Origin of the sequence: Salinibacillus aidingensis (assembly GCF_039522525.1) — a bacterium.
In the GTDB taxonomy this organism is placed as follows: Bacteria; Bacillota; Bacilli; order Bacillales; family Alkalibacillaceae; genus Salinibacillus; species Salinibacillus aidingensis.
In genome coordinates this window covers 1-26,106 of record NZ_BAAADO010000002.1, presented here as the reverse complement: position 1 = coordinate 26,106, position 26,106 = coordinate 1, and the positions used below count along the sequence as shown (strand labels likewise).

Below are 26,106 nucleotides of genomic sequence, written 5' to 3'. Positions count from 1 at the left end.
TGTTTCTTTCCTACTTTTGAATGGGCATGAAGGTTTCGTCTGGAATCGCTCATTCCGATTCCACTTAAGGAGGCAAGGTGATGGCAACAAAACAGAAAACGAAACAGAAATTCAGCAAAGATCAGTGGCTGGCAATAGGATTTCTTGCGCCTTCCATTCTTTTAATTTTAGTATTCGTTTATGGATTTATCAGCTGGACAGGATATGTGTCATTAAGTAACTGGAATACCATCGTTCCGGACTTTTCCTTTGCCGGCCTGAAAAACTACCTGTATTTATTCAGTGACTTCCGCTTCCAGTCAGATTTACGGAATATGCTCTTTTTCACCATATTATTCATCGGTGCGGTTATTATCCTCGGATTAGGATTGGCGATTTTACTGGATAAAAAAATCAAAGGAGAATCGTTTTTCCGGAATATCTTCCTGTTTCCGATGGCTCTGTCGTTCGTCGTTACCGGGGTTGTCTGGCAGTGGCTGTTAAACCCTTCTACAGGGGTGAATAACTTTTTAAAGACCTTTGGCATAGAGCCGTTATGGTATACAGATACAAATATTTTAGCCGGCTTCCAATGGGGACAAATAGAATTCGGTGTCCCGGTCGCTATTCTGTCCATTGTGATTGCTTCTGCCTGGCAGATGACAGGCTTTGCGCTTGCAATGTATCTGGCAGGACTGCGCGGAATTCCTGAGGAGCTGAGAGAAGCAGCTCGTATGGATGGGGCCAGTGAGCTTCAGATTTACCGGAAGATTATCCTTCCGCAGTTACGCCCGATTACGGCCAGTGTGGTTATTATGATGGCCCATATTTCACTGAAAATATTCGACTTGATCTATGCTATGACAGGTCCTGGAGCAAACTTTGTCACAGACGTACCTGGCTTGTATATGTTCGAGACCACATTCAGAGGGAACTATTATGCACACGGAGCGGCCATTGCCATTATCATGCTGCTTGCGGTTGCCATTTTCATCGTTCCTTACTTGTGGAACAATAGGAGGGCTGATTCATAATGACGACACCATCCCATTACTTTGCAAGACTATTAAAATATTTCATTCTCATCGTTCTGGCATTATTCTTCTTAATGCCTGTTTACGTCATTCTGGTCACGAGTCTGAAGCCCCTTGATGAAATTTCATTGTCACAAATGTGGGCACTCCCAACCTCAATCGACTTCAGCAGTTATGTACAGGCATTTGAAGAATTAGGGCCGAACTTTTTGAACAGCTTTTATCTGGCCATTCCCGCGACATTATTATCGGCTCTGCTGGGAGCTATGAATGGCTATGTGCTTTCCAAATGGAAGTTTAAAGGATCGGAAACCTTATTTACCGTTATTCTTTTTGGGATGTTTATTCCTTACCAGAGTATTTTAATCCCGTTAATTCAGTTTCTTGATACGATCGGTTTATATAATTCCATTTTAGGACTGATTTTTGTTCATGTCGTATATGGCCTTCCGATAACGACACTTATGTTCCGGAACTTTTATGCGAATATACCGGATGAAATGCTGGAATCAGCCCGGATCGATGGTGCAGGGTTTTTAGGAATCTTCCGGCATATTATTCTTCCCCTGTCGATTACAGGCTTTGTGGTGGTAGCGATCTGGCAGTTCACAAATATCTGGAATGAATTCCTGTTCGCTGTAACGATTACCCAGTCTGATCAGCAGCCGGTTATGGTCGCTTTGCAGAACCTGTCCGGAAGCCAGATTGTCCAATGGAACGTTCAAATGGCCGGAGCATTTATCGCCGCCCTGCCAACCTTACTCGTTTATATGATTCTCGGAAAATACTTCGTCCGCGGATTACTTGCCGGGTCGGTGAAAGGCTAGGGACTGTCCCCACATGTTTTAAAGTTCTAAAGCGCCAATAAAAAACCGGACGCATGAAGCGTCCGGTTTTTTATTGGAGTATTTTTTCCAGTACCTTTAGTGAACTGACGGCATCTTTCCCTGTTACTACGGGCTCTTTATCCTGGATAATTGCATCAATAAACGCATCGATCACTCCGGTTTTTGTCTGGTTATCATTGGTTTGAATAGGTTCCAGTTGATACTGAATAACTTCTCCATCTTTAGTCTCCACAATTAATTGATTCTCAGGATCATGATAGATTTTTAAAATTCCTTTTTCACAATAAATGGTTGTGGTATTATCCTCAGAACCATAGTAAGTCCAGGAAAAGGAGGCGGTACCTAAACGGCCTTTTTGTGTCTTTAACGCACAGACTACGTTATCACACACTTCGATGGGCTTTCCGTTTTCATCCACCTTGTCGAGAGCCCCTGTAAAAGAATGCACATCTGTAATTTCATCATCCAGCAAATAATGAATAAGATCAATTTTATGTACACCCAAATCTCCGGCTACTCCGGAATGGGAACGTTCTTTTTTAAAAAACCATGTAGAATTGGATTTATTTACTCCCCAATGCTCGGGTCCCTGATGCCCAAATGAAGTTTTAAATGTCAATACTTCCCCAAGTTCTTTAGATGCAATCAATTCTTTTGCTTTTTGATGTGCTTTTGTAAAACGCTGATTATGATCGACCATCAGCTTCTTTCCTGATTTCTGCTGAGCTTCCAGGATCTGCTCAGCTTTGTCTACACTGACCGCCAATGGTTTTTCACATAACACATGCTTTCCGTTTCTAAGTGCTTCTGACGTATTGAGATGGTGGTTCTCATTTGAAGAGCAGTCACTAATGGCTGTGATTTCAGGATCATTCCATAGTTCTTCAACAGACACGACAAAACGTCCACCGAATTCTTCAGCTAAAGCCTTTGAACGTTCAACATGCCGGTCATAAAAAACGATTTCATCCACATAAGGATTTTCAGCATATTCAGGCGCATGCCTAAAGCGTGTGATCGATCCGCAACCAATAATTCCTACTTTAATCGTATTCATAGCCAATCCTCCTTAATCTCTCTTTTGGAAAAGTACAGCAATGACAATAATGAGTCCCTTGACCAGACCTTGTAAGTGCGGGGAGATGTTCATTAGATTCATCATATTATTGAGAACACCCAATAACAGTACCCCGAAGAAAGTTCCGATAACTTTTCCTTTTCCTCCTGTCATTCTAGTACCGCCGATAATAACAGCTGCAATCGCGTCAAGCTCGTAAAGATTACCTGAACTGGAGGAAGAAATGGAATTTAAACGAGACGTTTCAATTAAAGCTGCGATACCAACTAAAAATCCACATAGAGTATAAACGCCAATTTTAATTCGATCGACTCGTATAGCCGAAAAGAGTGTCGCTTTTTCATTACTTCCTAAAGAATAAACATAACGTCCAAAACGGGTCTTTTGCATAAGGATGTAAATAATTAATGTTAAGCCTAAGAAAATAATGATTGGTGTATCCACAGGTCCAAGAGCGCTATTGGAGATATACATAAATGAACTGACTTCAGATGCTATACTGCCGCCATCTGAATAATATAAAGCGATGGAACGGGCTCCGGCCATCATTCCAAGGGTAGCAATAAACGATGCAATTCTTCCTTTTGCAACCAGCAGCCCATTAATCAGGCCTGCCAGCGCTCCCACTGCAAGTGCTGTCATCACACCAATTAGAATGCTCTCTGAGGCGTTTAGGGAAAGAATGGAAAATACACCTGCCATCGCAAGTACAGAACCCACGGACAGGTCAATCCCCCCGGACAACATCACGACAGTCATCCCTAATGAAATAACGCCAATTGTAGATACTTGCATAAGAATGTTCATTTGATTTTCAAAATACAAAAACCGGTCATTCATAATCGTTGCAGCTGCAAAGATAATAATAAATGCGATAATGACACTATATTCGCTCCATATCCATCCAAAGTTTATTCCCTTAGAGGAAGTCTGGTTTTCATTCGTCTTGATATTAGCCAATCTGTTTCTCTCCCTTCTTTGCCCCGGTTGCATATTCCATTAATAGTTCTTCTGTTGCATCCTCACGACGAAATTCACCTGTAATTTCACCCTGGAACATTACGAGAATCCGGTCACATATCCGTAAAATTTCAGGAGCTTCAGAAGATAGAACAATGATGGCTTTTCCTTGTTCTGCCAGATTCATAATGTGCTGATAAATTTCATTCTTTGCTCCTACGTCAATCCCCTGAGTAGGATTATCAAAAATAATAATATCTGAGTTAACCTCAAGCCATTTGGAAATGACCACTTTTTGCTGATTTCCGCCACTTAAAGAGTCAATGTTGATTTTAGGATTGTGAACTTTAATATTTAATTCTTTCTGATAGTCTGCAAATTTGTTACGTTCATCCCTGGTTTTAATCCATCCATTCTTTTCGAAGTGGCCAATAGAGGATAAACTCATATTTTCAATAACACTTAAGTCTTTCACGATTGCATTTTCTTTACGGTTTTTCGGGACAAACCCAATCCCTGCCTGTAAAGCTTTTTTAGGATGGCTGATTTTAACTGTTTTTCCGTTAACTTGAATTTCTCCGTCGTTTTTTTTCCTGAGACCAAAAATACTTTCAAACAGTTCTGTACGCCCATCTCCGGCTAAGCCTGTAAACCCAACGACTTCACCTTTTGAAACGGAAAAATTAATATGTTGAAAATCACTTTCATTCGATAGGCGGTGAACATTAAGAATGGTTTCCCCGACCGAGTTTTGATGATAGAGTGCATCCGTAGATACAGATTTTCCGACCATCAATTTTGTAATATCATTTAAATTCGTATTCTCGATGTTGCCATTTCCCGCAAAGGAACCATCACGTAAGACGGTATATCGATCACAGACAGCTTGTATCTCCTTTAGTTTGTGGGAGATATAAATGATGGAAATACCAGATTCTTTAAGGGACTCCATAAATTCAAATAATCGCTCCGCCTCATTGTCTGTTAGGGCCGTGGTCGGTTCATCCATAATAATGATTTGCGAATCTCTTAACAGTGCTTTAGCTATTTCAATCATTTGTTTATAAGAGGTTTCCAAATCTCTTACATAAGTTTTAGGATGTACGTAGATGCCCAGTTTCCCTAAAACATCATTGGTTTGTCTGCACATTTCCTTGACATCTAAAAGCCCCCATTTATTTCGAAGCTCTGAACCCAGAAACAAATTTTCATAAACCGTTAGATCAGTGACTACGTTAAGCTCCTGGTGTATAAAACGAATGCCTTGCTCCTGTGAAGTACGAGGGCTATCCATCGTCATGGGCTGGCCGTTTAAATAGATCTGTCCTTCATCTGGTTGATGGATGCCCCCCAGGATATTCATAAGTGTGGATTTTCCCGCTCCATTTTCACCAAGGAGTGCATGGATTTCCCCTTTATATAGCGAGAAGTCTATCCCATGCAGTACTTCAACCTGATTAAAAGACTTTTTGATGCCGTTCATTTCCAAAATGGTCTCTTGCGCCATGTTGTTTCCTCCTAAAATCAAAGAAATAGGAAATACGATAGACATAGAGAATCTACCGTATTTCACCTATTTATTATTTTTAAAAGACAGAATCAGGATCATAGTGCTCATCAACATTTTCTTTGGTAACAGGTGTGGCTTCGAGAATCACTTCACTACTTTCTGGTTCTTCTCCATTCGCGAGGCTTGCCCCAACTTCTACACCGTCTCTAACCATTAGCGGTGAGTAGAGGAAGGTTGCGGAAATTAATCCATCTTCTTTAATATTTTCATAAACTTCCTTACTTCCTGCAGCCCCTGTTACAAATTGAATGTCTTCACGGCCAGCTTCTTTAATAGCTTGAATAACACCAAGAGCCATCCCGTCATCCTGAGTATAAACAGCGTCAATTTCAGGTTGAGCGGTTAAAATGTTTTCCATAACCTGAAGGGAAGTCTCTTTTGAAAACTCTCCAGATTGAGAGGCTATAATTTCGATGTCAGATCCTTCAATCGCCTGTCGGAAACCATCACTGCGCTGTTGTGTGACAGAGTTAGATGGCCCGGCGATTTCAACAACTTTACCACTTCCATTTAATTGCTCTACAAAATACTCACCGGCGTTTTCGCCAATTCCTGTATTATCCCCTTTAACAAGAACATCAGCGGCATCATTGGTAAGCTCACGGTCAACAACCACTAATGGTATTCCTTCATCAGCAATTTTTTGCCCTGCTGGTGACAAAGCTTCAGACTCAATTGGAAGCATGACAATAGCATCTACCCCTTGTGCAATTAAGTCATCCACATTATTTGCCTGATCTGCCGGGTTTTCAGCAGTCGTAAATTCGTAATCATCAATCGTCCCATTATCCACTAATTCCTGTGCCTTTTCCTCGGCATTTTGAATGAGTGCTCCCATCCATCCGTGTGTTGCAGAAGGAAGGGCAATGCCAAGCACAACCTCATCATCTCCCGAATCACCGGAGCTATCATCCGAACCTCCTGAACTTTCACCAGAACAACCGAAAAGTCCAATTGTTAGTAAAAGAGCTAATGAAAATGTTAACCATTTCTTCATGAAAAATTCCCCCTTTGTAAAGTTAAGAAATGTTTGTTTTCCACGTAATCGTTTTCATTTTATTTTGTTAAAAAACGGGTTTCTTGAACACCCGTTTTACCGTGGATTAGCCCATGGTCGACTCTCGAATCACTAATTCATGATCCAGAATGACACTTTCAACATCCTTGTTATGAATTTTCTTGATGAGCATGTCTGCTGCGGTACATCCCATTTTGTACATTGGCTGGGAAACAGTTGTTAAAGTAGGATTGGTCATATTTGAAAAGCTAATCTTATCAAAGCCAACGAGTGCGATATCTTCTGGGACGTTCAGTTCATGCGCGTTTATTTCTTTTAAAGCACCAATAGCCAGAGTGTCAGAGACTGAAAAAACAGCTGTAGGTTTTTCGTCGGTTTGTAACAGCTTCCTCATCGCCTGCTGACCGAACTCAAATTCAAGGTGATTTGTGTGGTAGATCCATTTTTCCTGTATAGGTAAGTTAAATTCACGAAGGGCCTGTTCGTATCCTGCTCTGCGTTCCCTTGCGTATAGAAACCTTTCGTCTGAATTTATAAGTGCAATTTTTTTATGTCCCAGTTTAATTAAATGCTTAACAGCCCGGTAAGCAGCAAGTTGATTATCAATGGTTACATATGGAATCGTTCCTTTTTCGTCATACTCACTGCATTGAATAATAGGGTATTGCATAGCTAAGCCATTTAATTTTTCCATATCTACCGCGGGATCCATAGAAATAATTCCATCTGCTAATTTGTTTTTGACCATATTGAAATAGATATGCTCTCGTTGCGGGTTTGAGTCGGTATCGCATAAGAGAATATTATAGCCATTTGTGATCGCTGTGTCCTCAATCCCATTAATAATTTCTGTGTAAAACGGGTTAGAAATACTTGGAATAAGGACAAGAAGTAACCTACTCTCTGAATTCCGTAAGTTTCTGCCCAGCATGCTAGGTTCGTAGTTTAATTCTTCAATTGCTGTTTCAACCTTAAGTCTTGTCTTTGCTGTTACAGTTGGATGCTGATTAAGAACTCTCGAAACTGTTGCTACTGAAACTCCAGCCTTCTGTGCTACTTCCTGAATATTTGCCATGATGTTTCCTTCCTTTTTTCATCTGATTATTAAGTATGTAGGTGGTAATGTAGATACACAGAATCCATACAAAATGAAAATTATTGTAATCGATTACATCACGAATATATAATTTAGCGGAATGTTTGTCAATAAAATTTTGAAAATTCTTTGAATCAGGTGTGAGGAATTTTGAGTATTTAAAAAGTCTCAAATGGATTATAAGCCTTATTATCAAGGGATGAGAGGGGTTGATGTTTCATAAACGTACGGATGAACTGAATTTAAAAGAAGAAAATATTGATTTTTTACAAGTATTCTTTTAACCTATAATGTAATGGATTACAATTCAGTCAATTCTGAAAAATATTAGGAGGGACTTACTTTGAAATTAGGTGTATTTACTGTTTTATTTTCTGATAAGAATTTTGAAGAAATGCTGGATTATGTAGCAGGTAAAGGAATTGAAGCTGTTGAAATTGGAACAGGGGGTTATCCTGGAGATGCTCATTGTAATGTTGATGAATTATTGGAGGATGAGGGAAAGCTAGCGAAATTTCAGGAGAGTATTGAGAAACGTGGTTTAATTGTAAGCGCTTTAAGCTGTCATTCGAATCCTCTGCACCCTCAAAAACATATTGCCCTGGAGGGAGATCGGTTGTTTGATAAGACAGTACAGCTTGCTAATAAATTAGGTGTGCAGGTTGTGAATACATTTTCGGGATGTCCGGGGGACCATGAAGATGCTAAATACCCGAATTGGCCTGTATCTCCATGGCCTAATGATTATCAGGAAATTTTGAAATGGCAGTGGGAAGAAAAGATAATCCCTTACTGGAAGGAAAAAGCGGTTTTGGCGGAACAATATAATGTGAAGATCGGCTTGGAATTACACGGAGGTTTTTCGGTACATACACCTGCCACTTTATTGCGATTAAGAGAGGCGTGTGGTCCGGCTATAGGAGCTAACCTTGACCCGAGTCATATGTGGTGGCAGGGAATTGACCCGGTTGAGTCTATTAAAATTTTAGGAAGGGAAGACGCCATTCATCATTTTCATGCAAAAGATACCATTATTGATCAGCCCAATATGAATCGGAATGGTCTTACTGATATGACACCGTATTCTGAAATGAAAGATCGTGCCTGGTATTTCCGCACAGTCGGATTTGGACATGATTCTAAAGAATGGTCCGATATGATAAGTGCTTTAAGACTGTACGGATACGACCATGTGGTGAGCATTGAACATGAGGATGGTCTAATGTCAGTGGATGAAGGCTTCACCAAAGCTGTCGAAACCCTAAAGCCAGTAATGGTAAAAGAATCCGTCGGGGAAATGTGGTGGGTTTAATAGTTGGGGACTGTCCCCACATTTTATACAGCGTTAAAGTGCTAAAGTGTTATTTAGGCCGTTGCTGGTATTGCAACGGCCTTATCTTTGGTATAAGCATAGAGGCTGCTTTTGAGCCAGGAGAAGTTATGCTTATGCTTATGATGATTGCTTGACTGGGGGCCGCAATTAGACAAACGGGCGCATCCACCTTTTTTATTCTACAATTAAAAGTTCTTCACCGTTGTCTTCATTTAAATGGCTATTTACAAATCCATGATAATCGAGCCCATTTTTGTCAGGGAAATAAGATAATACTTTTTGCGTCAGGATATCGGGAAGAAACAATGGTGGAGAAGATAATGGATGGGGATTATTAAGGTAATAATAGTAACTGCTCCAGGGATAGTTTTCTGCTTTAGTTAGCAACCCTGCTTTAGAAGGATTCAAATGAATGTAACCGGAGACTTTCAGGAGATAATCTGAAGAATGAACGATTTTGGATTTGAAGCGATCCTGAAATAAGTGACCAACCTTATCATACTTAAAATTAAAGTACATAGCATAGCGTGTATGGATGTTTTTAATAACCTGACTGAGTGGGACTTCGCTCATCTCCATCAGCAAGTGGACATGATTGGGCATGAGGCAGTAGGCGTGAAGACGATAAGGGTAATTCTTTTGGGCATCGGTGAGATACGACAAATATTTACGATAATCCCGGGTGTCCAGAAATATTTTTTCCTTATGGTTCCCCCTGGCCGTAATATGATAATTTTCCCCCGGATGCCAAACTCGTAGCTTTCTCGGCAAAAAACATCACCTCCATTTTTTAATACATTTCAACATGTTTTTGCAAATTCCTTCATAAATTTTCGGGACTGTCCCCACATACTTTAAAGTGCTAAAGCGCATGTTGTTACAATTCCTGTAAAATGGTAGAATACTATATTGTAAGTTAAGTTATCATGCTACCCATTTAATCTTAGATGAGGTGAATGAGGTGAATTCATTGAGCAGACAAGATAAGCGTGAAAAAAGCAGGAAATCGCGTAAATCAAAATATTTAAAAATAATTCTTGGCATTGTTCTGGTCCTTTTCGCCGGAACAGGTGCCTATGCATATAGTATTTGGAATGATGTAAAGGACACTGTTGATAAGAAAATTCATAAGCCTGTCGACAGTATTGAGCACACCCCGGAACAAAAAGAAAAGATTACCAAAGAGGAAACACTGAATATTCTGCTGATGGGGGTAGATGAACGAAAGCATGACAAGGGACGGGCAGACACGCTCATCATTTTGTCCATCAACCCTAACATTAATAAAATGCAGATGATCAGTATTCCGAGGGACAGTCGTACCCTGATAAAGGGCATGGGATTTAAGGATAAAATCAATCACTCGTATGCATTCGGCGGATCAGATATGACCATTTCCACGGTGGAAAACTTTGCTGATATTGAGCTGGATTATTATGTGAAGCTGAATATGGAAGGCTTAGTGGAACTTGTGGATGCTTTAGGTGGCATTACCGTTCAAAATAAGCTGGACTGGTATGATTCTGGCTATTATGAGAAAGGCTTCCATTATGCCAAGGGTGAACTGGAGTTAAACGGTGAGCAGACAATGGGCTTTGTCCGTATGAGGTATAAGGACCCTAATGGTGACTTTGGCCGTAACGAAAGACAGCGAGAGGTTATCCGTGCCATTATTGATAAAGGAGCATCGATTGGCTCCATTACGAAAATCGATGAATTCCTCGATGTCATTGGAAAGAACGTAGAAACCAATATGACCTTTGATGATATGAAACATCTCTTTTCCGATTACCGAAGTGCCAGTCAAAACAGTTCATCTTATCAGGTGAAGGGGAACGGAACCTATATAGATGATATCTATTACCTGATTGTATCTGACCAGGAACGTCAGAAAATCCATGAAATGATTACCGAATTTAATCAGAAAAAATAAAGTCCCGAAAAAAGCTCCCTCGCACTGGGAGCTTTTTTTCGGGACTGTCCCCACATGCTTTAAAGCGCTAAAGCGTCGAACATTTTCTTGCTTAATTATTAAAAAAATGGCAACATATTAAGAAGTTATTCGTCTAATTTTGTAGAAGACTGCAGTTTAACTTTTAAATGAGGTGTCTGATAGATGGGTAAACGTACGGAATATATACAGGCGAAAAAGCGCAGGAAAAGGCCCTTAAAAATCTTTTTATGGATGCTGGCAACAGTCTTTTTAGCTGTTGGCGTCTATTTTGTTTATGTTTATGATCAGGTTAGAGATACAGTCAAAGAAGATATTCATGAGAAAGTTGAAAGTATATCCAATGAATCCTCAGAGAAAAAAGCTTCTGAAGGCCAGGAAACTTTAAATATACTGCTTATGGGTGTCGATGAACGAGAGAATGACACCGGGCGTGCAGACACACTGATTCTTATGTCCTTAAATCCAAACACCGACAGTCTGCAAATGGTCAGTATCCCCCGTGACACGTATGTTCCGATTGTGGGCTACGGGAAACAGGATAAAATAAACCATTCCTATGTTTATGGCGGTGCAGATATGACGGTAGCTACCGTGGAAAATTTCCTGGATGTCGAGCTTGATTACTATGTAAAAATCAATATGCAGGGATTGAGTGACCTTGTCGACGCGGTTGGTGGAATTACCGTGGATAATCCAATTGAATGGGTTGATAATGGCAAAGCTTACATCAAAGGCTACCACTATAAAAAAGGAGAAATCACTCTGAACGGACCAGAAGCACTGGGATATGCCCGTATGCGTAAGCAGGATCCGAATGGCGATGCCGGACGTAACTTACGCCAGCGCCTGGTTATTGAAGCGATTATTGATAAAGGGGCAAGTGTAGGGTCTGTGACAAAAATTGATGATATCCTGGAAGTAATGGGAGACAATGTAAGTACCAACATGACATTCAATGAAATGAAGGATATTTTCAGAAACTACCGAAATACAAGGAAAAACATAAACAATTACCAGGTAAAAGGTGACGGACAGTTTATTGGTCCCATCTGGTATTTAATGGTTTCCGATGAAGAACAGCAAAAGGTTCATGATATGATCAAGGATTTTAATTCTGACTCCTGATGGGAAAACCGCTGCATTTCGCAGCGGTTTTCTTAATGATGGAGGATTTGTGGCCGGGAAATTCAGGAGAGACCCCCGAGCGCTTCCGCCTTTGATTACACCTCAAACTTCTCCATTACACGCTCTGTCATTACGGAGCGTGTTTCTTTTTTAATTTGTTCATACTCCTCTTTAACTGCGTCTGCTTTATCCGGATCATAGCCATTGTCTTCTAACTCCTCCTGTAGCCGCTGGTAAACTTCCTGAAAGGATTGGTCTGTTTTTTGCTCCAACTCCTGAATCGCCTGATTATACTTCAGGTATAAGCCGGGAAGATTGGCTGAATCTCCTTGTTCATATTCCTGGTGGGCCTCTTCCAGTAATTGATTCAGTTTTTCCTCTACGTGCTTTTTCAAATCAAGAAGTGTATCTTTATAGTTATCAATAATGGATTGGGCTGAGCTCTCTTCGTCCAATGCAGTATCGTTAAGTTTCCTGTTCTGAATATTTTGCTGGAATGGATCCTGCCGCTGACTGGAAACCTCCTTTTCAGGTGTATCCAGATCAAACTCATCATCGACAATTTCATTCAATTTATCATCTGCGACAGAAAATAACTGCATCGGATCTACGTAATAAAAAATCACACCACACATAAACAAAAATCCAGTGAAAATGACTTTCTTCATCTAACCACCATCCTGCACGATCATCATTTCATATACCTTTCATTATGGACAGCAAATCAGTCGTCTATACCACTGAAAGCAATATTTAAAGACGGTTATGAATATTAAAAGTGGAAATGTTTTCATGGTGTCGCGGAATATCTGCTACAATAAATGAAGAAATAACAGGGACAGGAGTTAGATACAATGAGGAAATGGTGGTACTGGCTATTTCCAGTCGGATGGATGGGGATTATTTTCTTCTCGTCATCACAGCCTTATGAACAACAGAATCTTAAGCCTTTCTTTAGTGAATATATGGACTTCTCATTTTTAATTCCGATTGTGGACCGGATTTCCTTTGTTTATCATCACAGTGAGGTCAGTGTACAAGCACTGGGGATCAATGGGTTTGTCGAATTTTTCATTCGCAAAGGAGCCCACTTTGGAGTGTTTTTCATCCTTGTGTTTTTGTTTATACTGGCTTTTCAAAAATCGACAGCGCTTCCGGCAAAATGGATGGTGAGTTGGTCCTTTCTGCTCACTGTACTCTATGCAGTGTTCGACGAATTTCATCAGGGAATCACCCCAAACCGTACTCCATATATAGGGGATGTCATCATTGATACGATTGGGGCCGTGGCAGGTGTGTTCATCTATGGCATGTTTTCTGTTTATTTAAGGAAAAGAAAAGGAAAAAAGATGAAATAACTTGAAAAAATAGTGTTTTATTTCCTTACAATGGATAAAGTTGAGAAAATCGCCTCTTGAAATGATGAAAAAACCGCCACTTTCATCATGATTTTCTCAACCCTGAAACCATTGCCTGAAGGGGTTTGGTATATTACAATAAAGACATCCTCGATCATTTTATGGAATAACTAGACGCTACTGTATTTGGCTGCCTTTACAAGGGCAGCCCTTTTTTTATCACGCATTAACTGGCCGTACCCCCCCAATTAGTCTTGAGGATACCCCAGCAAGACTAATTTGGGGATAAACGGCCAGTAAATTCCTGATAAGTTCAACTAACCATCAGTGGGGGATGGAGCCCCCCCACTGATGGAAGTTTCACTTTATGAAATGAAAACCATTTGCCGACAAAAACTCGAAAAATTAAACATACATAAACCGACAGCATTTCCCGGGAAATATTGTCGGTTTTTTTCGATTTAATTCAGCCTCTCACAGAGTTGAGTGTAATATGGAACCGCACGTGGCCATTTCATCCCTGAATTCTATTCGGAAGTCATCAATCGTTAACCTTTCTTAACAATAAAAAATCAGTGGAAAATCTCCCACTGATTATCAACCTGAAATCATCGGCTGTGGCACTAACCCTGCGAACAGCCTCAAATTTCTATTTCCATATAAGTTTCATCCCCTTCAGCGATGTCGGCCTGATCACTTGTGAGATTGACCATCCAGTCTGTAAATGCTTCTTCCTCTCCTGATTCTACATAAACGTGGAAGGTAACCTTATCTAAATAATCGATGGTTTCTAACAAATAATCAGATGAACGTAACTGGTTTTCAAGCTTGCCTAAAAGGGTATAGTCAGCTGTAACCTTCATTTGCTTCATCAGCTGTCTTTTAACAACACCGACATGGTCAATCGCCTCTGATGTCGAATTGGAATAAGCACGAATAAGTCCGCCTGCACCAAGCTTAATCCCACCGAAATATCGGGTTACCACAACGGTTGTATCTTTCAGGTCTTTTTTCTTTAAAACTTCCAGCATAGGAACACCGGCTGTACCACTAGGCTCCCCATCATCATGAGCCTTCTGAATCTGATTCCGCTCTCCAATCATATACGCGGAACAGTTATGAGTCGCATCATGATGTTTTTTCTTTATCTGCTGGATGAATGCCTGTGCTTCTTCCTCTGTTTCCGTGCGCTTTACATAGCCAATAAAACGGGATTTCTGAATGACGATTTCGTGCGAGCCTTCCTGTTTTATAGTAAAATATTTAGTTAACAAGATTTAGACCTCCTGTTTAATTAGAATATAATGGTAATGGTCGCTAATATTTATTATAAAAATATTTAAAGGAAAAAAAGCTATTTAAAGAAAGGTCTTACTTAAAAGTATGATTAAGTAAAAGAATAGCACAGGAACGGAAACATATAAATGAAAAAGAATTTTGTAGTCAATCCCCACAAAAAGATATAGGTCTATCGTAATGTGTAATTGGAGGAATGGAAATGACTAGCTCTAAAGTCGAGTCAAATGCTCTGAACAAGGTTTTGGAAGATATGGTTTCAGTTGTGACCAATAGTAAGGATGAAATTTTTGAGATAGGCGAGCAATCCCGTAAAGAGTATGAACAGGTGGAAAAGGAATTGGAACAGGTCAAAGCGGATGCCGTAAATGTTATTGACGAGGGTGATGAACTGGAAAAACAGGTGAAGAAAGCCCGCGTTCGCCTTTCCGAAGTGAGCAAAAATTTTCATCAATACCCAGAAGCTGAAGTGAAAGAGGTTTATGATGAAACCCACAAACTTCAATCAGAGTTGTTCGTTTTAAGAGAAAAGGAAGAACAGTTAAAGACACGTCGCAGTGAATTGGAGCAACGGTTAATCTCCATATCCAATACGGTGGAGAGGGCAGAGAATTTACTGGGGAAAATCTCTGTTGTTTTAAATTATTTGACCGATGATCTGCAGGACGTCTATGACACGATTGAAACCGCCAAGGAAAAAGAGACTTTTGGACTAAAAATCATTGACGCTCAGGAAGAAGAGAGAAGAAGACTGTCCAGAGAAATTCATGACGGCCCGGCACAGCTGCTGGCCAATGTCATGCTGCGATCAGATCTGATTGAAAGAACGTTCCGTGAGCGCGGACTTGAAGAGGCAATTAAAGAGGTTCAGCAGGTTCGACAGTTTGTCCGAACAGCTTTGTATGAAGTACGCCGCATCATATATGATTTACGACCAATGGCATTAGATGATCTTGGGCTTTATCCTACACTGAACAAGTATTTAGACTCCGTTTCTGAGCATAGTGGCATACATATTAAATTTACATCAAGAGGTCAGGAGCAGCGTCTGGCATCAAAATATGAAATAGCCTTCTTTCGTTTAGTGCAGGAAGCCGTTCAAAATGCAGTGAAACATTCGGAGGCAAGCCTTATTCAGGTTCATATGGAAATGAAAATAGATAAGGTCAACATTCTTATTGCTGATAATGGGAAAGGGTTTGACCTGGAGGAAAAGGAAAAATCCTCTTTTGGTCTGATTGGAATGAGAGAACGAATCGAAATGCTCGGTGGAACGCTTCAAATTAATACCGAACCACAAAAAGGAACGAAAATTATCATTCAGGTTCCACTAAAAAATTAACTGAGGATTTAAATAAGGGTTAGATTGTTGGAACAGACTCATGTATAATAAAAGGATAGAGAGAGAAAACTAATCAGTTAAGCTAGTTATATACATATCCGGATTGGAATTACTTTATTTCGTCAGGAGGTCGAGGAGAAGTGGGGGCAAGAATCGTATTAATTGATGATCACAAGCTTTTTCGTGAAGGCATTAAACGCATTCTGGATTTTGAAGAAGATTTCGAAGTGGTTGCTGAAGGTGATGATGGAAACCAATCAATAGACTTAGTTCGTACGTATCATCCGGATGTGGTGTTGATGGACATTAATATGCCTTCGATTAACGGTGTTGAAGCCACTAAAAATCTTGTGAATCAATTCCCAGATTTAAAAGTTATTATTTTGTCTATCCATGATGATGAAAATTACGTCACACACGCCCTGAAAACAGGAGCACAGGGATATTTACTAAAAGAGATGGAAACGGACGAGCTTATAGATGCCATAAAAGTCGTTTATAACGGTGGATCTTACCTGCATCCGAAAATTACTCACAATCTTGTAAAGGAATACCGTCGATTGGCGAACGGAAACAATGGGGCCAATGCTCTGAAAAGGGCCGAGCACCGCAAGCCTCTTCATTTGCTTACGAGGCGTGAGTGTGAGGTGCTGCAGCTGCTGGCAGACGGAAAAAGCAACAGGGGAGTTGCTGAGTCGCTGTATATCAGTGAAAAGACCGTCAAAAACCATGTATCTAATATTCTGCAGAAAATGGACGCCAACGATCGAACCCAGGCCGTTGTACAGGCTATTAAGAACGGCTGGGTGGAAGTGCAGTAAGATATAAATAGAGATCAATTGGAAAACAGACCCTTTTGTTGGGGTCTGTTTTTTCGTTGTGCTTGAATGATGGTAGTGCTGCAGGATTCGGGGCGGGACCAGCGTCTGATTTGGCTTGGGAGCGTGAGTGAGTCTGTGTGTATACAAGTATTCGGCCTGTTAGAGTCGAATTAAGCCAGATTCGCAGTATTAAACCGATAAAATCGGGATTTATCCTGTCTTAGTAATTATTCAACCTAAAATGAGAATAATTCGTCCAGTTTCTGAAATAATTGAACCAATTTTGTAAATGATTAAACCAGAAATGGGAGAATTTATACTGGAGGAAGAGAATTCGTCCGGTAAATGTACGATTCGTCCAGGAAGAGCGGGAACTGTCGAGATAATTAAGAATTAAGCCGGAACCCATCCAATTCACCCAATAAGTGCAGCGTTTGTCGTGATCATTCCGAATTAAGCCCAAATCCATCCAATTCATCCCAAAATCTCACTAATAATCCAAACCTCAACCCCAGCCTCCAAATCACCCCTAATCCCCACCGCCTCAGCCCTAACCCCACACCTGATTCCACATTTTCCAATAAAATTCCGTCTTCATTAATGCAATTTCTAATGAATATGTGTAAAATATTAGAAAGGTATAACGTACAAATGGAAATGAGAGATAGAGAATTCTAAAAATAGATGGGAAGGATGAGTGAATATGGTGAAGACGGCGGTGCTGACCGATAGTACGGCTTATATTCCCAAGGATCTCCGTGATAAGTGGAATATATATATGGTTCCCCTGAATGTGATTTTCGGCAATGAATCCTATCAGGAGGAAGTAGATATTGAGACAGATGAATTTTACCAGAAGATGCGCGAGGTGGAGGAGCTTCCGAAGACCTCTCAGCCATCGATTGGTTTAGTGAGAGAAAAGTTGGAGGAGCTGAGTGAGGATTTTGACGCGGTCATTGCGGTTCATCTTTCCAGCGGCATCAGTGGAACGCTGCAGGGAACCGTTGCGGCAGGAGAGACAGTTGAAAATCTAGATGTTTATGCGTATGACTCTGAGATTAGCTGTATGGCACAGGGATTTATGGCCCTTGAAGCAGCTGAGCTTGCAGAAAAGAACACCCCTCCAGAACAAATCATTGCCCGACTAGATGAAGTAAAAGCCTCAAACAAAGCTTATTTTATGGTGGATGACTTAACCAATTTACATAAGGGAGGACGCCTGAATACAGCCCAGGCCATGCTGGGAAGTCTCCTTCAGGTAAAACCCATCCTGCACTTTGTTGATGGACAAATTGAACCATTTGAAAAAATCCGCACACGTAAAAAGGCCTTAAACCGGGTGCGTGAGCTTTTTGATGAGGACGCCAGTAGCGGTAAACAGATTGAAGCCTGTGTGATTCATTCCCAGCGCGAGGATGAAGCTAAGCAGTGGAAGCAGGATCTGGAGAGCAAATATGAGAACGTAACCTGCAAAATCAGCTATTTTGGCCCTGTTATTGGAACCCACTTAGGGGAAGGCGCCATCGGACTGACCTGGTATGAAAAATAAATAGCAATTATATGATTTATCCTTTCAAGATGCAGACTCTGAGCAGCGTCTCAGGGTCTGCTATTAATCCTCTCATTGAAAAGATATACAAAAAACTTTCCGCAGTCACTTAAATAACCCTTTTCCTCTTATATCCCCAAAAGGAGTGTTGAAAAATGAATACTATTGTACCAGAACACTCTCCTGAGTCCCCGGAGCTAATCCCCTCAGATCACCCTTTATATCCAATCACCGTATTTTGCCAATCCAAGCTCTTACTGCGACAGGAAATCCCCGCCTCAGATGAAGAATTCCAGGATCTCATAATAAAACAATATATTCAGGAAATCCCGGGCATTGAGGAAACAATAACCGGACATGTGTGCAAACGCTGCGGCAATCAGAGCCGTCACTGGCTTGGAAAAATTCCTCAAGGGCCCATCCAGGCTGTCTACTGTCGTAAATGTATAGAAATGGGGCGTGTCAGTACGTTTGAGCCCTTATACAGATGGACAGGCCCGGAAATGCCAAGTCCAAAGGTTGAGAATCCTTGTCAATGGGATGGGAGCCTGACAAAATTCCAGGAAGCCGCCTCCGAAAAAATTAAAGTAGCCATGGCCGACCGTGAGCAGCTGCTGGTCTGGGCGGTGTGTGGAGCCGGGAAAACCGAGATGCTGTTTGAAGGATTAACGGACGCCATCACGAGAGGAGACCGAATCTGCCTGGCCACACCAAGGGCTGATGTCGTCCGCGAACTTGTTCCCCGGTTTAGGGAGGCATTTCCCGATGTAGCCATTTCGGCCCTGTACGGCGGGTCTGAAGAAAAAAGGGAGGGTGCTCAGCTTGTAATCTCCACGACCCATCAGCTGCTCAGGTTTGAAGCGGCTTTTGATGTAATGATCATTGATGAAGTGGATGCCTTTCCCTACCATGCGGATAAATCCCTGTTCTTTGCTTCTGAGCGGGCGAGGCGCACATCCTCCAGTCTGATTTACTTAACGGCAACTCCAAGAAAAGGGCTGAAATGGAAGGCCCGGCTGCAGTGGGTACCTGTCGTGTTTGTTCCCGCCCGTTATCATGGGCATCCGCTCCCGATTCCCCGTTTTGTTTCCACCTTCCGTTTCGCAAAGCTTCTTTCCAAAAATAAGCTTCCTAAGACGATTCAAGCCTGGATTCAGGAAAAGCACCGCCAGAAAAGACGATTCCTGTTATTCGTCCCAACCATTGAGATGGCTGAAAACCTGTCCAAAATGAGGGGCATCGAATGTGTGGATGCAGCCGACCCTGATCGAATCAATAAAATTGAGAACTATCGCAGGGGCGAGATGAACGCTTTAATCACAACGACAATTTTGGAGCGCGGGGTGACGTTTCCTTCCATTGATGTGGCTGTGATTGATGCGGGGCACAACGTCTTTGATGAAGCCGCACTCGTACAGATTGCCGGACGTGCCGGCAGAAATGCAGCGGACCCTGATGGGGATGTGGTCTTCTTCCATCAGGGATTAACGAAAGGAATGAAAGGAGCCAGGAAGATGATTACGATGATGAACCGGCTGGCAAGGAGGAAGTGAGATGTACTGTTTATGGTGTCATGAAGAAATGATTCCGGAAATTACGTGGGGGAATGTTTTCCGATTTTTTGCAGAACCCCCTCCGCTTTGTGCAGATTGTCAGGAAAAACTCCCTTTGATTGAAGGATCCGTCTGTCCTGGTTGTTCAAGGCCCTCTGAAAAGGAGAACCTGTGCCCGGACTGCCTGAAATGGAGATCCCATCCGAACCTTTCAGGGGTGTTAAAGCGGAATGTATCCGTCTACAGCTACTCTCCTTTTATGAAGGAAGTGATGGCCAAGTGGAAATATCGCGGCGATTATGAGCTGGTCCATATGTTTAAGAACAGCATTCAGAAGCGTTATAAGGAAAAATTACAAAAGCAGGAGTTGACGGCCGTGCCGATTCCGTTAAGTGAAGCCAGACAAAAGGAAAGAGGATTTAATCAGGCGGAAGCCATTGCGGGTTTACTGAACTTGCCCCAAACTCCTGCCCTGACAAGAATAAAAAATGAAAAACAGGCGAAAAAATCCCGTGCTGAACGGCTGAAGTCCCCCAATCCTTTTCAGATTTCTCAAACGGTTCAGTCCCCCGTCCTCCTCATTGATGACCTTTACACAACCGGTGCGACCCTGCACTGGGCAGCTTTCATCCTGAAATCCAACGGCACTCCTGAGGTGTACAGCTTTACCTTAATTCGAAGCTAAAGAATTTTTTGTTCCCTGACGATATTATAGATATAATAGAGATAGAGAAATGAACGGAGGGAGAGCTCATGGGGGAATTAGCGAATTGCCCAAACTGTGGAGCGTTGTTTGTTAAAGGAGCACGAAGCGTCTGTGATCAATGTTATAAGGAAGAGGAAGCAGCCTTTGAAAAGGTTTATAGTTATATAAGAAAAAAAGAAAATCGCCGGGCTACACTCTCTGAAGTAGCTGAGGCAACAGGTGTAGAGGAACGTCTGATTATGAAATTTGTAAAGGAAAGACGTCTCCATACCAGTCAATTTCCCAACCTCGCTTATGATTGTGAACGATGCGGGAACCCTATTCAGGAAGGGAAAATCTGCGGGAACTGCCGTGATGAATTGCAGCGGGATTTAGCCAGGGAAGAAGCAGCTGAATCGATAAAGGAACAACAGGGGAAAGATAAATCCCGGACGTATTTTAATGTGGACCAAAAATTCAGGCGCCATTAATTAAACTTTTTCATGTCTTAGCCGATATACTGAATAGAAGAACGGAACGGTAATTAAAGAGGTGAAATGTATGAAAATTAACGGATCCAACTCGACTCATCTGAATCCGTATCAAAAACAGTATCAGAAGCAGCAGCAAGCCACGAATCAGGCAAAGCCAGCTGCTGATAAACTGGAAATTTCCAGCCAGGCACAGAATATGCTGAAGGGCAATGAGGTAAAAGAAGCCCGTCAGAAGCAGGTGCAGCAGATTAAGCATGACGTACAAACAGGAAATTATAAAATCAACTATCAGGAAACCGCACAGAAAATGATTGATTTCTGGACGAACCGCGGATAAGGAGGACGACAGCTTGTCAGCACATGAAGTGATCACCATCATGTCAAAGTTAAAGTCATTGCATGAAAGTCTATTAAAGCTTTCCTATGAAAAAACAGATTTATTGAAGGAAGGAAAGATCGATGCCTTCCAGAAGCTATTGGTCAATGAAAATAAACATGTACAAGCTGTCCGTCAACTTGAAGAAAAACGAGTAGCCTTAACGGAGCAATGGTTCTTACAGCAGGGACTGGCCGGCCATGAACACACGGTGTCAGAAATGCTGAAAACTTTGGAGGATGGTGAGGAGAAGGACGAACTCAATGCCATCTTTGAAAATATGGTTGTAACCGTAGCGGAATTGAAGCAGCAGGAGCAGCTGAATAAGGATTTACTACAGCAGTCCCTGCAGTTTGTGGAGTTATCCCTGGATATGCTTCAGCCTACCATGAAAAATATGAATTACAGTGATAATCAGAAATTCGGAAATCCGGCCCAGAACCGATCCGTATTTGACTCGAAAGCTTAGGAGGAAATTTGCATGTCTTCAACATTCAGTGGATTAGAGGTCGCCAAACGTGCCTTATTTACCCAGCAGAGTGCCTTAAGTACAACTGGCCATAATATCTCCAATGCCAATACCCCCGGATACTCCCGCCAGCGGGTGAATTTTGAACAGACCAGTCCTTATCCGGCGATGGGAAGAAACCGTCCGGAAATTGAAGGACAGATTGGACAGGGAGTGGAAGCAGGATCGGTTCAGCGCGTGCGGGACCAGTTTATTGATTTGCAATATCGGGCCGAAAATAATAAAACCGGCTACTGGGAATCACGGGCAGACGCTTTAAGCCAAATGGAGCAGATTATGAATGAACCGAGTGAAACAGGCTTATCGGACACTATGGACCAGTTTTGGCAGTCTTTAAATGACCTTGCCGGAAACCCTGAAGATTCAGGTGCCCGTTCCGTTGTTCAGCAGCGCGGGATTGCCGTCGCGGATACTTTCAACTACATATCCGATTCCTTAACAGCTGTGCAAAAGGATCTGGAAAATGAGATTAACGTAACAACGAAGGATATTAATTCGGTTGTCAGCCAGATAAAAGATTTGAACGATCAAATCAAGGCCGTAGAGCCCCATGGATATCTCCCTAATGACTTGTATGATGAGCGTGACCGTCTGATTGATGAGCTCTCCAATATGGTGAATATTGATGTAGAGTATAACTCCAGCAGTGACAGCGCGAAGGATATTGCACAGGGGATAGCTTCCATCACGCTTCAGAACAGTGAAGTGAAGGCGATAGAAGGTGGCGCGCTATTAACAAAGGACAATGTGGCCAATCAGCTGGATGTTGCCGTGAAAAATAATGACAGCGGGCAGAGGCTTGTAACGAATATCCAAATTAACCAGATGGATAAGGATGGAAATAAAATCGGTCAGGAAGATTTTACGCCATCTGATTTTTCATCGAACGGAAAGTTAAAAGGCCTGATTGAATCTCATGGTTATCAGATCGAAACTGACAGCGGACAAAAGGAAGCAGAAGGAATCTATGTATCTATGCTTGAGGATATTGATAAGATAGCCTATGCTTTCGCAGATTCTTTTAACATTCAGCATCAGAAAGGATACACTTTGACAGAAAATACAGATGGATTACCAAAGCAGGGTGGAGCCTTTTTTGACACAGGATCCTATTCAACAGATGACTATATTGGCTATGCATCGGAAATGGATCTGACATCAGACGTTAAAAGCAGTGAAGACAATATTGCTGCCGCTTTATTAGTCGATGAAAGTGGCAATCCTCTGGCACCGGACCAGGTCGAGGCAGGCTCATACTTCGGTAATGGGGAAAATGCTCAGGCTCTGGCTGATGTTAAAGGAAAAGTGAACGCATTCTTAGGTGAAAACACATCCGTCCAAAGCTACTATGAAGGTATGATTGGTGACTTAGGGGTCCAGGCTCAGGAGGCCAACCGTATGGCGGATAATGCGAGTACCCTGCAGCAGGCCGTTGAAACGAGACGCCAATCAGTCAGCGGGGTGTCTCTGGATGAAGAAATGTCCAACATGATTAAATTTCAGCACGCCTATAACGCGGCCGCACGGAATATGACTGCAGTGGATGAAATGCTGGACAGAATTATTAACCAAATGGGACTGGTAGGAAGGTAGGTGAATGACCCATGCGCGTAACGCAATCGATGCTCAGCAGTAATTTTTTACGGAATGTAAGCAACAGCTATGAACGAATGGGAAAATATCAGGAGCAACTCAGTACAGGTAAAAAGGTGACCAAACCCTCGGATGATCCTGTTGTGGCAATGAAGGGTATGAATTATCGCACAGAGCTAACGGAAGTCCAGCAGTATCAGCGTAATTTAGGTGAGGTTCATACGTGGATGGACAACTCCGATGCGGCCATGGACAAAATGACGAAGGCCCTTCAAAGGACAAGGGAGCTGGCTGTTCAGGCCAGTAATGATTCGTATGAAGAAGGCCAGCGTGCAAATATTGCCAAAGAGGTGCGCCAATTAAAAGAGCATCTGATCGATTTAGGAAATACAAAGGTGAATGACAAACATATTTTTAATGGGACATCCACTACGAATCCCCGGTTTGATAAGGACGGAAATCTGGATACTGCAAATGCAAACAGTGCGGCGGTAAACATTGAAGTATCAGATGGTGTGAAAATTCGCGTCAATACGAACCCATCCAATATTTTCGTTGATTCCGAGAGTGGTCAATCCATGATGGAAGCCCTGGAAAACTTCGCCACAGATTTGGAAAGTGGAGAAACCGGAGAAACCGGTGACCAATTAGATGACCACATTGAAAACATCGATGGCTTCATTAATCAGGTGGTCAATGAACGTGCCAGTCTCGGGGCCCGGATGAATCGTGTTGACATGATTGAGAATCGCCTGAACTCACAGGAAATCACCACTACCCAGGTTTTATCGGACAATGAAGATGTAGATGTGGAAAAAGTGATTATGAACCTGAAGTCGCAGGAAAGTGTCCATCGGGCAGCTTTATCCACAGGGGCCCGGATCATTCAGCCGACATTAATGGATTTCTTAAGATAAGAGCTATCTGCCTTGATCAGATAGCTTTTTCCATATCTGAATTGGGATTGTGAGGGATAAACTTGAACATACCACAAATACGTATTCAATCACAGGATGCTAAAATCCAGCTAAATAAAACCCCTGCTGCACAATCAATCGAACAGCGAAAGGCGACCCTGTCGATTGAACAGCCGAAAGCGGATATGCAAATTCAAAAAACACCAAGCAAGCTCTCAATTGATCAAACACAGGCCTGGCGGGACATGGGCATGGTGAATCCTGTTGAATTTGCCAGAAACTTGGGCCAGGACGGACGTCAGGCAGCTATGGAAGGAACCGCACGCCGGGCCCGTGAAGGCGATGAACTTATGAAAATCGAAAATGGTGGCAACCCTATTGCCAGTCAGGCCAAACGAAATGCATATGAACCGATGAAGGAATTCAACATCGGCTGGATTCCATCACATAACGCAGTGAAAATTAACTTTGATCCAGCTGAGGTAACGACAGAATTCAAACGGAACGAACCAAGTATATCAGTGCAGCCGCAAAAGCCCATCATCAATTATCAGCCTGGTTCAGTGGAAACACAATTGAAACAGCATGCGGATTTGCAAATTGATTTTGTCTCCATTAAGGTTTAGAGATAAGAGCTCAAATTCTATAAAAGAAGTGGTGTAAAATGAAAATTGATACGTTATATTTTGGCGAAATAAATATTGATCAGGAAAAGGTGATTACTTTTGAAAATGGCCTGCCGGGATTCCAGGACGAACAGGAATATACGCTATTAAACCTGCCCGACAATCAGGCCTTTCAAATTTTGCAGTCTGTACATACACGGGAATTGGCGTTTGTTTTAACCGTTCCGTATTTTACTTATCAGGATTACGAGTTTGATTTAGATCAGGGAACCGTCAGTCAATTAGAGATTGAAAAACCAGAGGATGTTACCGTTTATTCGATCGTGACATTACATGATTCTCTGAAAAATTCCACCTTGAATCTGCAGGCACCTGTAGTCATCAATGTGAAAAATAATAGGGGAAAACAGGTCGTTCTAACCGATACAAATTATAAAACGAAGCACCCACTCCAGCCAGAAAGTGAGGGACAGGCCCATGCTAGTACTCACGCGGAAAATCGGTGAATCCATCCAAATTGGCGATGACATTACTATTAAAGTTGTTGGCGTGGATGGGGATCAGATCAAACTTGGGATTGATGCTCCTAAACATGTGGATATCCACAGGCAGGAGATTTATCAGATGATACAGGAAGAAAATAAGGCAGCGAGTCAGTTGACGAGAGGTGTGATTGATTTACTGTCGGGGAAATAGTGCAGGCTTGATATTAATGTTTTTAAAGGACATTAATATCAGGCTTTTTATTTGGACGAAAAAATAAAAAAAGGCTCTAAAATATGGCTCTAAAATATATGTTGGGGTACAGAAAAAATTCAGACAAATAAAAACACGCAATCTCCTAATTTTGTTAGACTTTGTTTAGACCAATAAACAAACAACCACAAAAAGGAGATGCGTGCAATTGAATTCTAACATTTCTTTACCAGGATTAGAAGGGTTTATCATTACCAAATCATTCGAGAAAGATGG

The 26,106-nt window shown here is 41.8% G+C and carries 27 protein-coding genes; 19 read left to right on the top strand and 8 right to left on the bottom strand.

The window, feature by feature from the left end; all coding sequences use genetic code 11:
• Nucleotides 1-80: 80 nt before the first annotated feature.
• A complete protein-coding gene (locus ABD006_RS03935) occupies nt 81-1,013 on the top strand; it encodes a carbohydrate ABC transporter permease (protein ID WP_343837850.1) in 933 nt (310 codons plus the stop codon).
• Complete coding sequence (locus ABD006_RS03930; protein WP_044162967.1) at nt 1,013-1,840, top strand: carbohydrate ABC transporter permease; 828 nt, start codon at nt 1,013-1,015, stop codon at nt 1,838-1,840. The genes ABD006_RS03935 and ABD006_RS03930 overlap by 1 nt, the downstream gene beginning before the upstream one ends.
• 70 nt (nt 1,841-1,910) lie before the next feature.
• On the opposite strand, the gene ABD006_RS03925 is transcribed toward ABD006_RS03930, so the two are convergent.
• From ABD006_RS03925 to ABD006_RS03905, 5 genes are all read right to left on the bottom strand, one after another.
• Entirely contained in the window at nt 1,911-2,918 is a 1,008-nt protein-coding gene (locus ABD006_RS03925) for a Gfo/Idh/MocA family protein (protein WP_343837847.1), read from the bottom strand.
• Between the two features lie 12 nt (nt 2,919-2,930).
• Nucleotides 2,931-3,899 (bottom strand): ABC transporter permease, encoded by a 969-nt coding sequence (locus tag ABD006_RS03920; RefSeq protein WP_343837844.1) that lies wholly within the window; start codon nt 3,897-3,899, stop codon nt 2,931-2,933.
• Complete coding sequence (locus ABD006_RS03915) at nt 3,892-5,406, bottom strand: sugar ABC transporter ATP-binding protein (protein WP_343837842.1); 1,515 nt, start codon at nt 5,404-5,406, stop codon at nt 3,892-3,894. Before ABD006_RS03915 ends, ABD006_RS03920 begins: the two co-directional genes overlap by 8 nt.
• Nucleotides 5,407-5,485: 79 nt before the next feature.
• On the bottom strand, nt 5,486-6,466 hold the full coding sequence (locus tag ABD006_RS03910; protein ID WP_343837840.1) for a substrate-binding domain-containing protein: 981 nt from the start codon (nt 6,464-6,466) through the stop codon (nt 5,486-5,488).
• Nucleotides 6,467-6,572: 106 nt separating this feature from the next.
• Nucleotides 6,573-7,562 (bottom strand): LacI family DNA-binding transcriptional regulator, encoded by a 990-nt coding sequence (locus ABD006_RS03905; protein WP_343837838.1) that lies wholly within the window; start codon nt 7,560-7,562, stop codon nt 6,573-6,575.
• A 364-nt stretch (nt 7,563-7,926) separates the two neighbouring features.
• On the opposite strand from ABD006_RS03905, the gene ABD006_RS03900 reads away from it, so the two are divergent.
• The gene (locus tag ABD006_RS03900; protein ID WP_343837836.1) at nt 7,927-8,895 is read left to right on the top strand and encodes a sugar phosphate isomerase/epimerase family protein; all 969 of its coding nucleotides are present in this window, start codon (nt 7,927-7,929) and stop codon (nt 8,893-8,895) included.
• Nucleotides 8,896-9,090: 195 nt separating this feature from the next.
• On the opposite strand, the gene ABD006_RS03895 is transcribed toward ABD006_RS03900, so the two are convergent.
• The gene (locus ABD006_RS03895) at nt 9,091-9,687 is read right to left on the bottom strand and encodes an REP-associated tyrosine transposase (protein ID WP_343837834.1); all 597 of its coding nucleotides are present in this window, start codon (nt 9,685-9,687) and stop codon (nt 9,091-9,093) included.
• 199 nt (nt 9,688-9,886) lie between these two features.
• On the opposite strand from ABD006_RS03895, the gene ABD006_RS03890 reads away from it, so the two are divergent.
• Together ABD006_RS03890 and ABD006_RS03885 are read left to right on the top strand one after the other, a co-directional pair.
• On the top strand, nt 9,887-10,849 hold the full coding sequence (locus ABD006_RS03890) for an LCP family glycopolymer transferase (RefSeq protein WP_343837832.1): 963 nt from the start codon (nt 9,887-9,889) through the stop codon (nt 10,847-10,849).
• 183 nt (nt 10,850-11,032) lie between these two features.
• The gene (locus tag ABD006_RS03885) at nt 11,033-11,995 is read left to right on the top strand and encodes an LCP family glycopolymer transferase (protein ID WP_343837830.1); all 963 of its coding nucleotides are present in this window, start codon (nt 11,033-11,035) and stop codon (nt 11,993-11,995) included.
• Between the two features lie 95 nt (nt 11,996-12,090).
• Here the strand turns inward: ABD006_RS03885 and ABD006_RS03880 are convergent, their stop codons facing one another.
• Entirely contained in the window at nt 12,091-12,663 is a 573-nt protein-coding gene (locus tag ABD006_RS03880) for a hypothetical protein (protein WP_343837828.1), read from the bottom strand.
• Nucleotides 12,664-12,849: 186 nt separating this feature from the next.
• Between ABD006_RS03880 and ABD006_RS03875 the strand changes: the two genes are divergently transcribed.
• Nucleotides 12,850-13,353 carry a VanZ family protein gene (locus ABD006_RS03875; protein WP_343837826.1) on the top strand — a complete coding sequence of 168 codons (504 nt, stop codon included), beginning with the start codon at nt 12,850-12,852 and terminating at the stop codon, nt 13,351-13,353.
• Between the two features lie 641 nt (nt 13,354-13,994).
• On the opposite strand, the gene ABD006_RS03870 is transcribed toward ABD006_RS03875, so the two are convergent.
• Nucleotides 13,995-14,627: a YigZ family protein gene (locus tag ABD006_RS03870; RefSeq protein WP_343837822.1), complete on the bottom strand. Its 633-nt coding sequence runs from the start codon at nt 14,625-14,627 to the stop codon at nt 13,995-13,997.
• 224 nt (nt 14,628-14,851) lie between these two features.
• Here ABD006_RS03870 and ABD006_RS03865 point away from each other — a divergent pair, with 224 nt between their 5' ends.
• The 13 genes from ABD006_RS03865 (at nt 14,852) to csrA (ending at nt 25,830) form a co-directional block, all read left to right on the top strand.
• Nucleotides 14,852-15,991, top strand: coding sequence for a sensor histidine kinase (locus ABD006_RS03865; RefSeq protein WP_343837819.1), 1,140 nt, complete (start codon nt 14,852-14,854; stop codon nt 15,989-15,991).
• A gap of 140 nt (nt 15,992-16,131) precedes the next feature.
• The gene (locus ABD006_RS03860; protein WP_044162986.1) at nt 16,132-16,812 is read left to right on the top strand and encodes a response regulator; all 681 of its coding nucleotides are present in this window, start codon (nt 16,132-16,134) and stop codon (nt 16,810-16,812) included.
• A gap of 706 nt (nt 16,813-17,518) precedes the next feature.
• Nucleotides 17,519-18,361 (top strand): DegV family protein, encoded by an 843-nt coding sequence (locus ABD006_RS03855; protein ID WP_343838991.1) that lies wholly within the window; start codon nt 17,519-17,521, stop codon nt 18,359-18,361.
• 155 nt (nt 18,362-18,516) lie between these two features.
• Nucleotides 18,517-19,914 (top strand): ATP-dependent helicase ComFA, encoded by a 1,398-nt coding sequence (locus ABD006_RS03850; protein WP_343837814.1) that lies wholly within the window; start codon nt 18,517-18,519, stop codon nt 19,912-19,914.
• A 1-nt stretch (nt 19,915) separates the two neighbouring features.
• Nucleotides 19,916-20,599 (top strand): ComF family protein, encoded by a 684-nt coding sequence (locus ABD006_RS03845; RefSeq protein WP_343837811.1) that lies wholly within the window; start codon nt 19,916-19,918, stop codon nt 20,597-20,599.
• A gap of 68 nt (nt 20,600-20,667) precedes the next feature.
• Nucleotides 20,668-21,090, top strand: coding sequence for a TIGR03826 family flagellar region protein (locus ABD006_RS03840; protein ID WP_343837808.1), 423 nt, complete (start codon nt 20,668-20,670; stop codon nt 21,088-21,090).
• Between the two features lie 70 nt (nt 21,091-21,160).
• Nucleotides 21,161-21,430, top strand: a complete 270-nt coding sequence (gene flgM / locus ABD006_RS03835) for a flagellar biosynthesis anti-sigma factor FlgM (RefSeq protein WP_343837804.1) — start codon at nt 21,161-21,163, stop codon at nt 21,428-21,430.
• 13 nt (nt 21,431-21,443) lie between these two features.
• Nucleotides 21,444-21,938, top strand: a complete 495-nt coding sequence (locus ABD006_RS03830) for a flagellar protein FlgN (RefSeq protein WP_343837801.1) — start codon at nt 21,444-21,446, stop codon at nt 21,936-21,938.
• A 12-nt stretch (nt 21,939-21,950) separates the two neighbouring features.
• Nucleotides 21,951-23,591 (top strand): flagellar hook-associated protein FlgK, encoded by a 1,641-nt coding sequence (gene flgK / locus ABD006_RS03825; RefSeq protein WP_343837799.1) that lies wholly within the window; start codon nt 21,951-21,953, stop codon nt 23,589-23,591.
• An 11-nt stretch (nt 23,592-23,602) separates the two neighbouring features.
• Nucleotides 23,603-24,508, top strand: coding sequence for a flagellar hook-associated protein FlgL (gene flgL, locus ABD006_RS03820; RefSeq protein WP_343837797.1), 906 nt, complete (start codon nt 23,603-23,605; stop codon nt 24,506-24,508).
• 62 nt (nt 24,509-24,570) lie between these two features.
• The gene (locus ABD006_RS03815) at nt 24,571-25,134 is read left to right on the top strand and encodes a DUF6470 family protein (protein WP_343837795.1); all 564 of its coding nucleotides are present in this window, start codon (nt 24,571-24,573) and stop codon (nt 25,132-25,134) included.
• Between the two features lie 38 nt (nt 25,135-25,172).
• Nucleotides 25,173-25,640 carry a flagellar assembly protein FliW gene (fliW, locus tag ABD006_RS03810; RefSeq protein WP_343837793.1) on the top strand — a complete coding sequence of 156 codons (468 nt, stop codon included), beginning with the start codon at nt 25,173-25,175 and terminating at the stop codon, nt 25,638-25,640.
• Nucleotides 25,612-25,830, top strand: a complete 219-nt coding sequence (gene csrA / locus ABD006_RS03805; RefSeq protein ID WP_343837791.1) for a carbon storage regulator CsrA — start codon at nt 25,612-25,614, stop codon at nt 25,828-25,830. The genes fliW and csrA overlap by 29 nt, the downstream gene beginning before the upstream one ends.
• Nucleotides 25,831-26,106 lie beyond the last annotated feature (276 nt).

Bases quoted from the DNA above. Each gene is read 5' to 3' on its own strand.
- ABD006_RS03935 (WP_343837850.1), top strand. From the start codon at position 81: ATGGCAACAAAACAGAAAACGAAACAGAAATTCAGCAAAGATCAGTGG.
- ABD006_RS03930 (WP_044162967.1), top strand. From the start codon at position 1,013: ATGACGACACCATCCCATTACTTTGCAAGACTATTAAAATATTTCATT.
- ABD006_RS03925 (WP_343837847.1), bottom strand. From the start codon at position 2,918: ATGAATACGATTAAAGTAGGAATTATTGGTTGCGGATCGATCACACGC.
- ABD006_RS03915 (WP_343837842.1), bottom strand. From the start codon at position 5,406: ATGGCGCAAGAGACCATTTTGGAAATGAACGGCATCAAAAAGTCTTTT.
- ABD006_RS03910 (WP_343837840.1), bottom strand. From the start codon at position 6,466: ATGAAGAAATGGTTAACATTTTCATTAGCTCTTTTACTAACAATTGGA.
- ABD006_RS03905 (WP_343837838.1), bottom strand. From the start codon at position 7,562: ATGGCAAATATTCAGGAAGTAGCACAGAAGGCTGGAGTTTCAGTAGCA.
- ABD006_RS03885 (WP_343837830.1), top strand. From the start codon at position 11,033: ATGGGTAAACGTACGGAATATATACAGGCGAAAAAGCGCAGGAAAAGG.
- ABD006_RS03880 (WP_343837828.1), bottom strand. From the start codon at position 12,663: ATGAAGAAAGTCATTTTCACTGGATTTTTGTTTATGTGTGGTGTGATT.
- ABD006_RS03875 (WP_343837826.1), top strand. From the start codon at position 12,850: ATGAGGAAATGGTGGTACTGGCTATTTCCAGTCGGATGGATGGGGATT.
- ABD006_RS03865 (WP_343837819.1), top strand. From the start codon at position 14,852: ATGACTAGCTCTAAAGTCGAGTCAAATGCTCTGAACAAGGTTTTGGAA.
- ABD006_RS03850 (WP_343837814.1), top strand. From the start codon at position 18,517: ATGAATACTATTGTACCAGAACACTCTCCTGAGTCCCCGGAGCTAATC.
- ABD006_RS03845 (WP_343837811.1), top strand. From the start codon at position 19,916: ATGTACTGTTTATGGTGTCATGAAGAAATGATTCCGGAAATTACGTGG.
- ABD006_RS03840 (WP_343837808.1), top strand. From the start codon at position 20,668: ATGGGGGAATTAGCGAATTGCCCAAACTGTGGAGCGTTGTTTGTTAAA.
- flgM (WP_343837804.1), top strand. From the start codon at position 21,161: ATGAAAATTAACGGATCCAACTCGACTCATCTGAATCCGTATCAAAAA.
- flgK (WP_343837799.1), top strand. From the start codon at position 21,951: ATGTCTTCAACATTCAGTGGATTAGAGGTCGCCAAACGTGCCTTATTT.
- flgL (WP_343837797.1), top strand. From the start codon at position 23,603: ATGCGCGTAACGCAATCGATGCTCAGCAGTAATTTTTTACGGAATGTA.
- fliW (WP_343837793.1), top strand. From the start codon at position 25,173: ATGAAAATTGATACGTTATATTTTGGCGAAATAAATATTGATCAGGAA.
- csrA (WP_343837791.1), top strand. From the start codon at position 25,612: ATGCTAGTACTCACGCGGAAAATCGGTGAATCCATCCAAATTGGCGAT.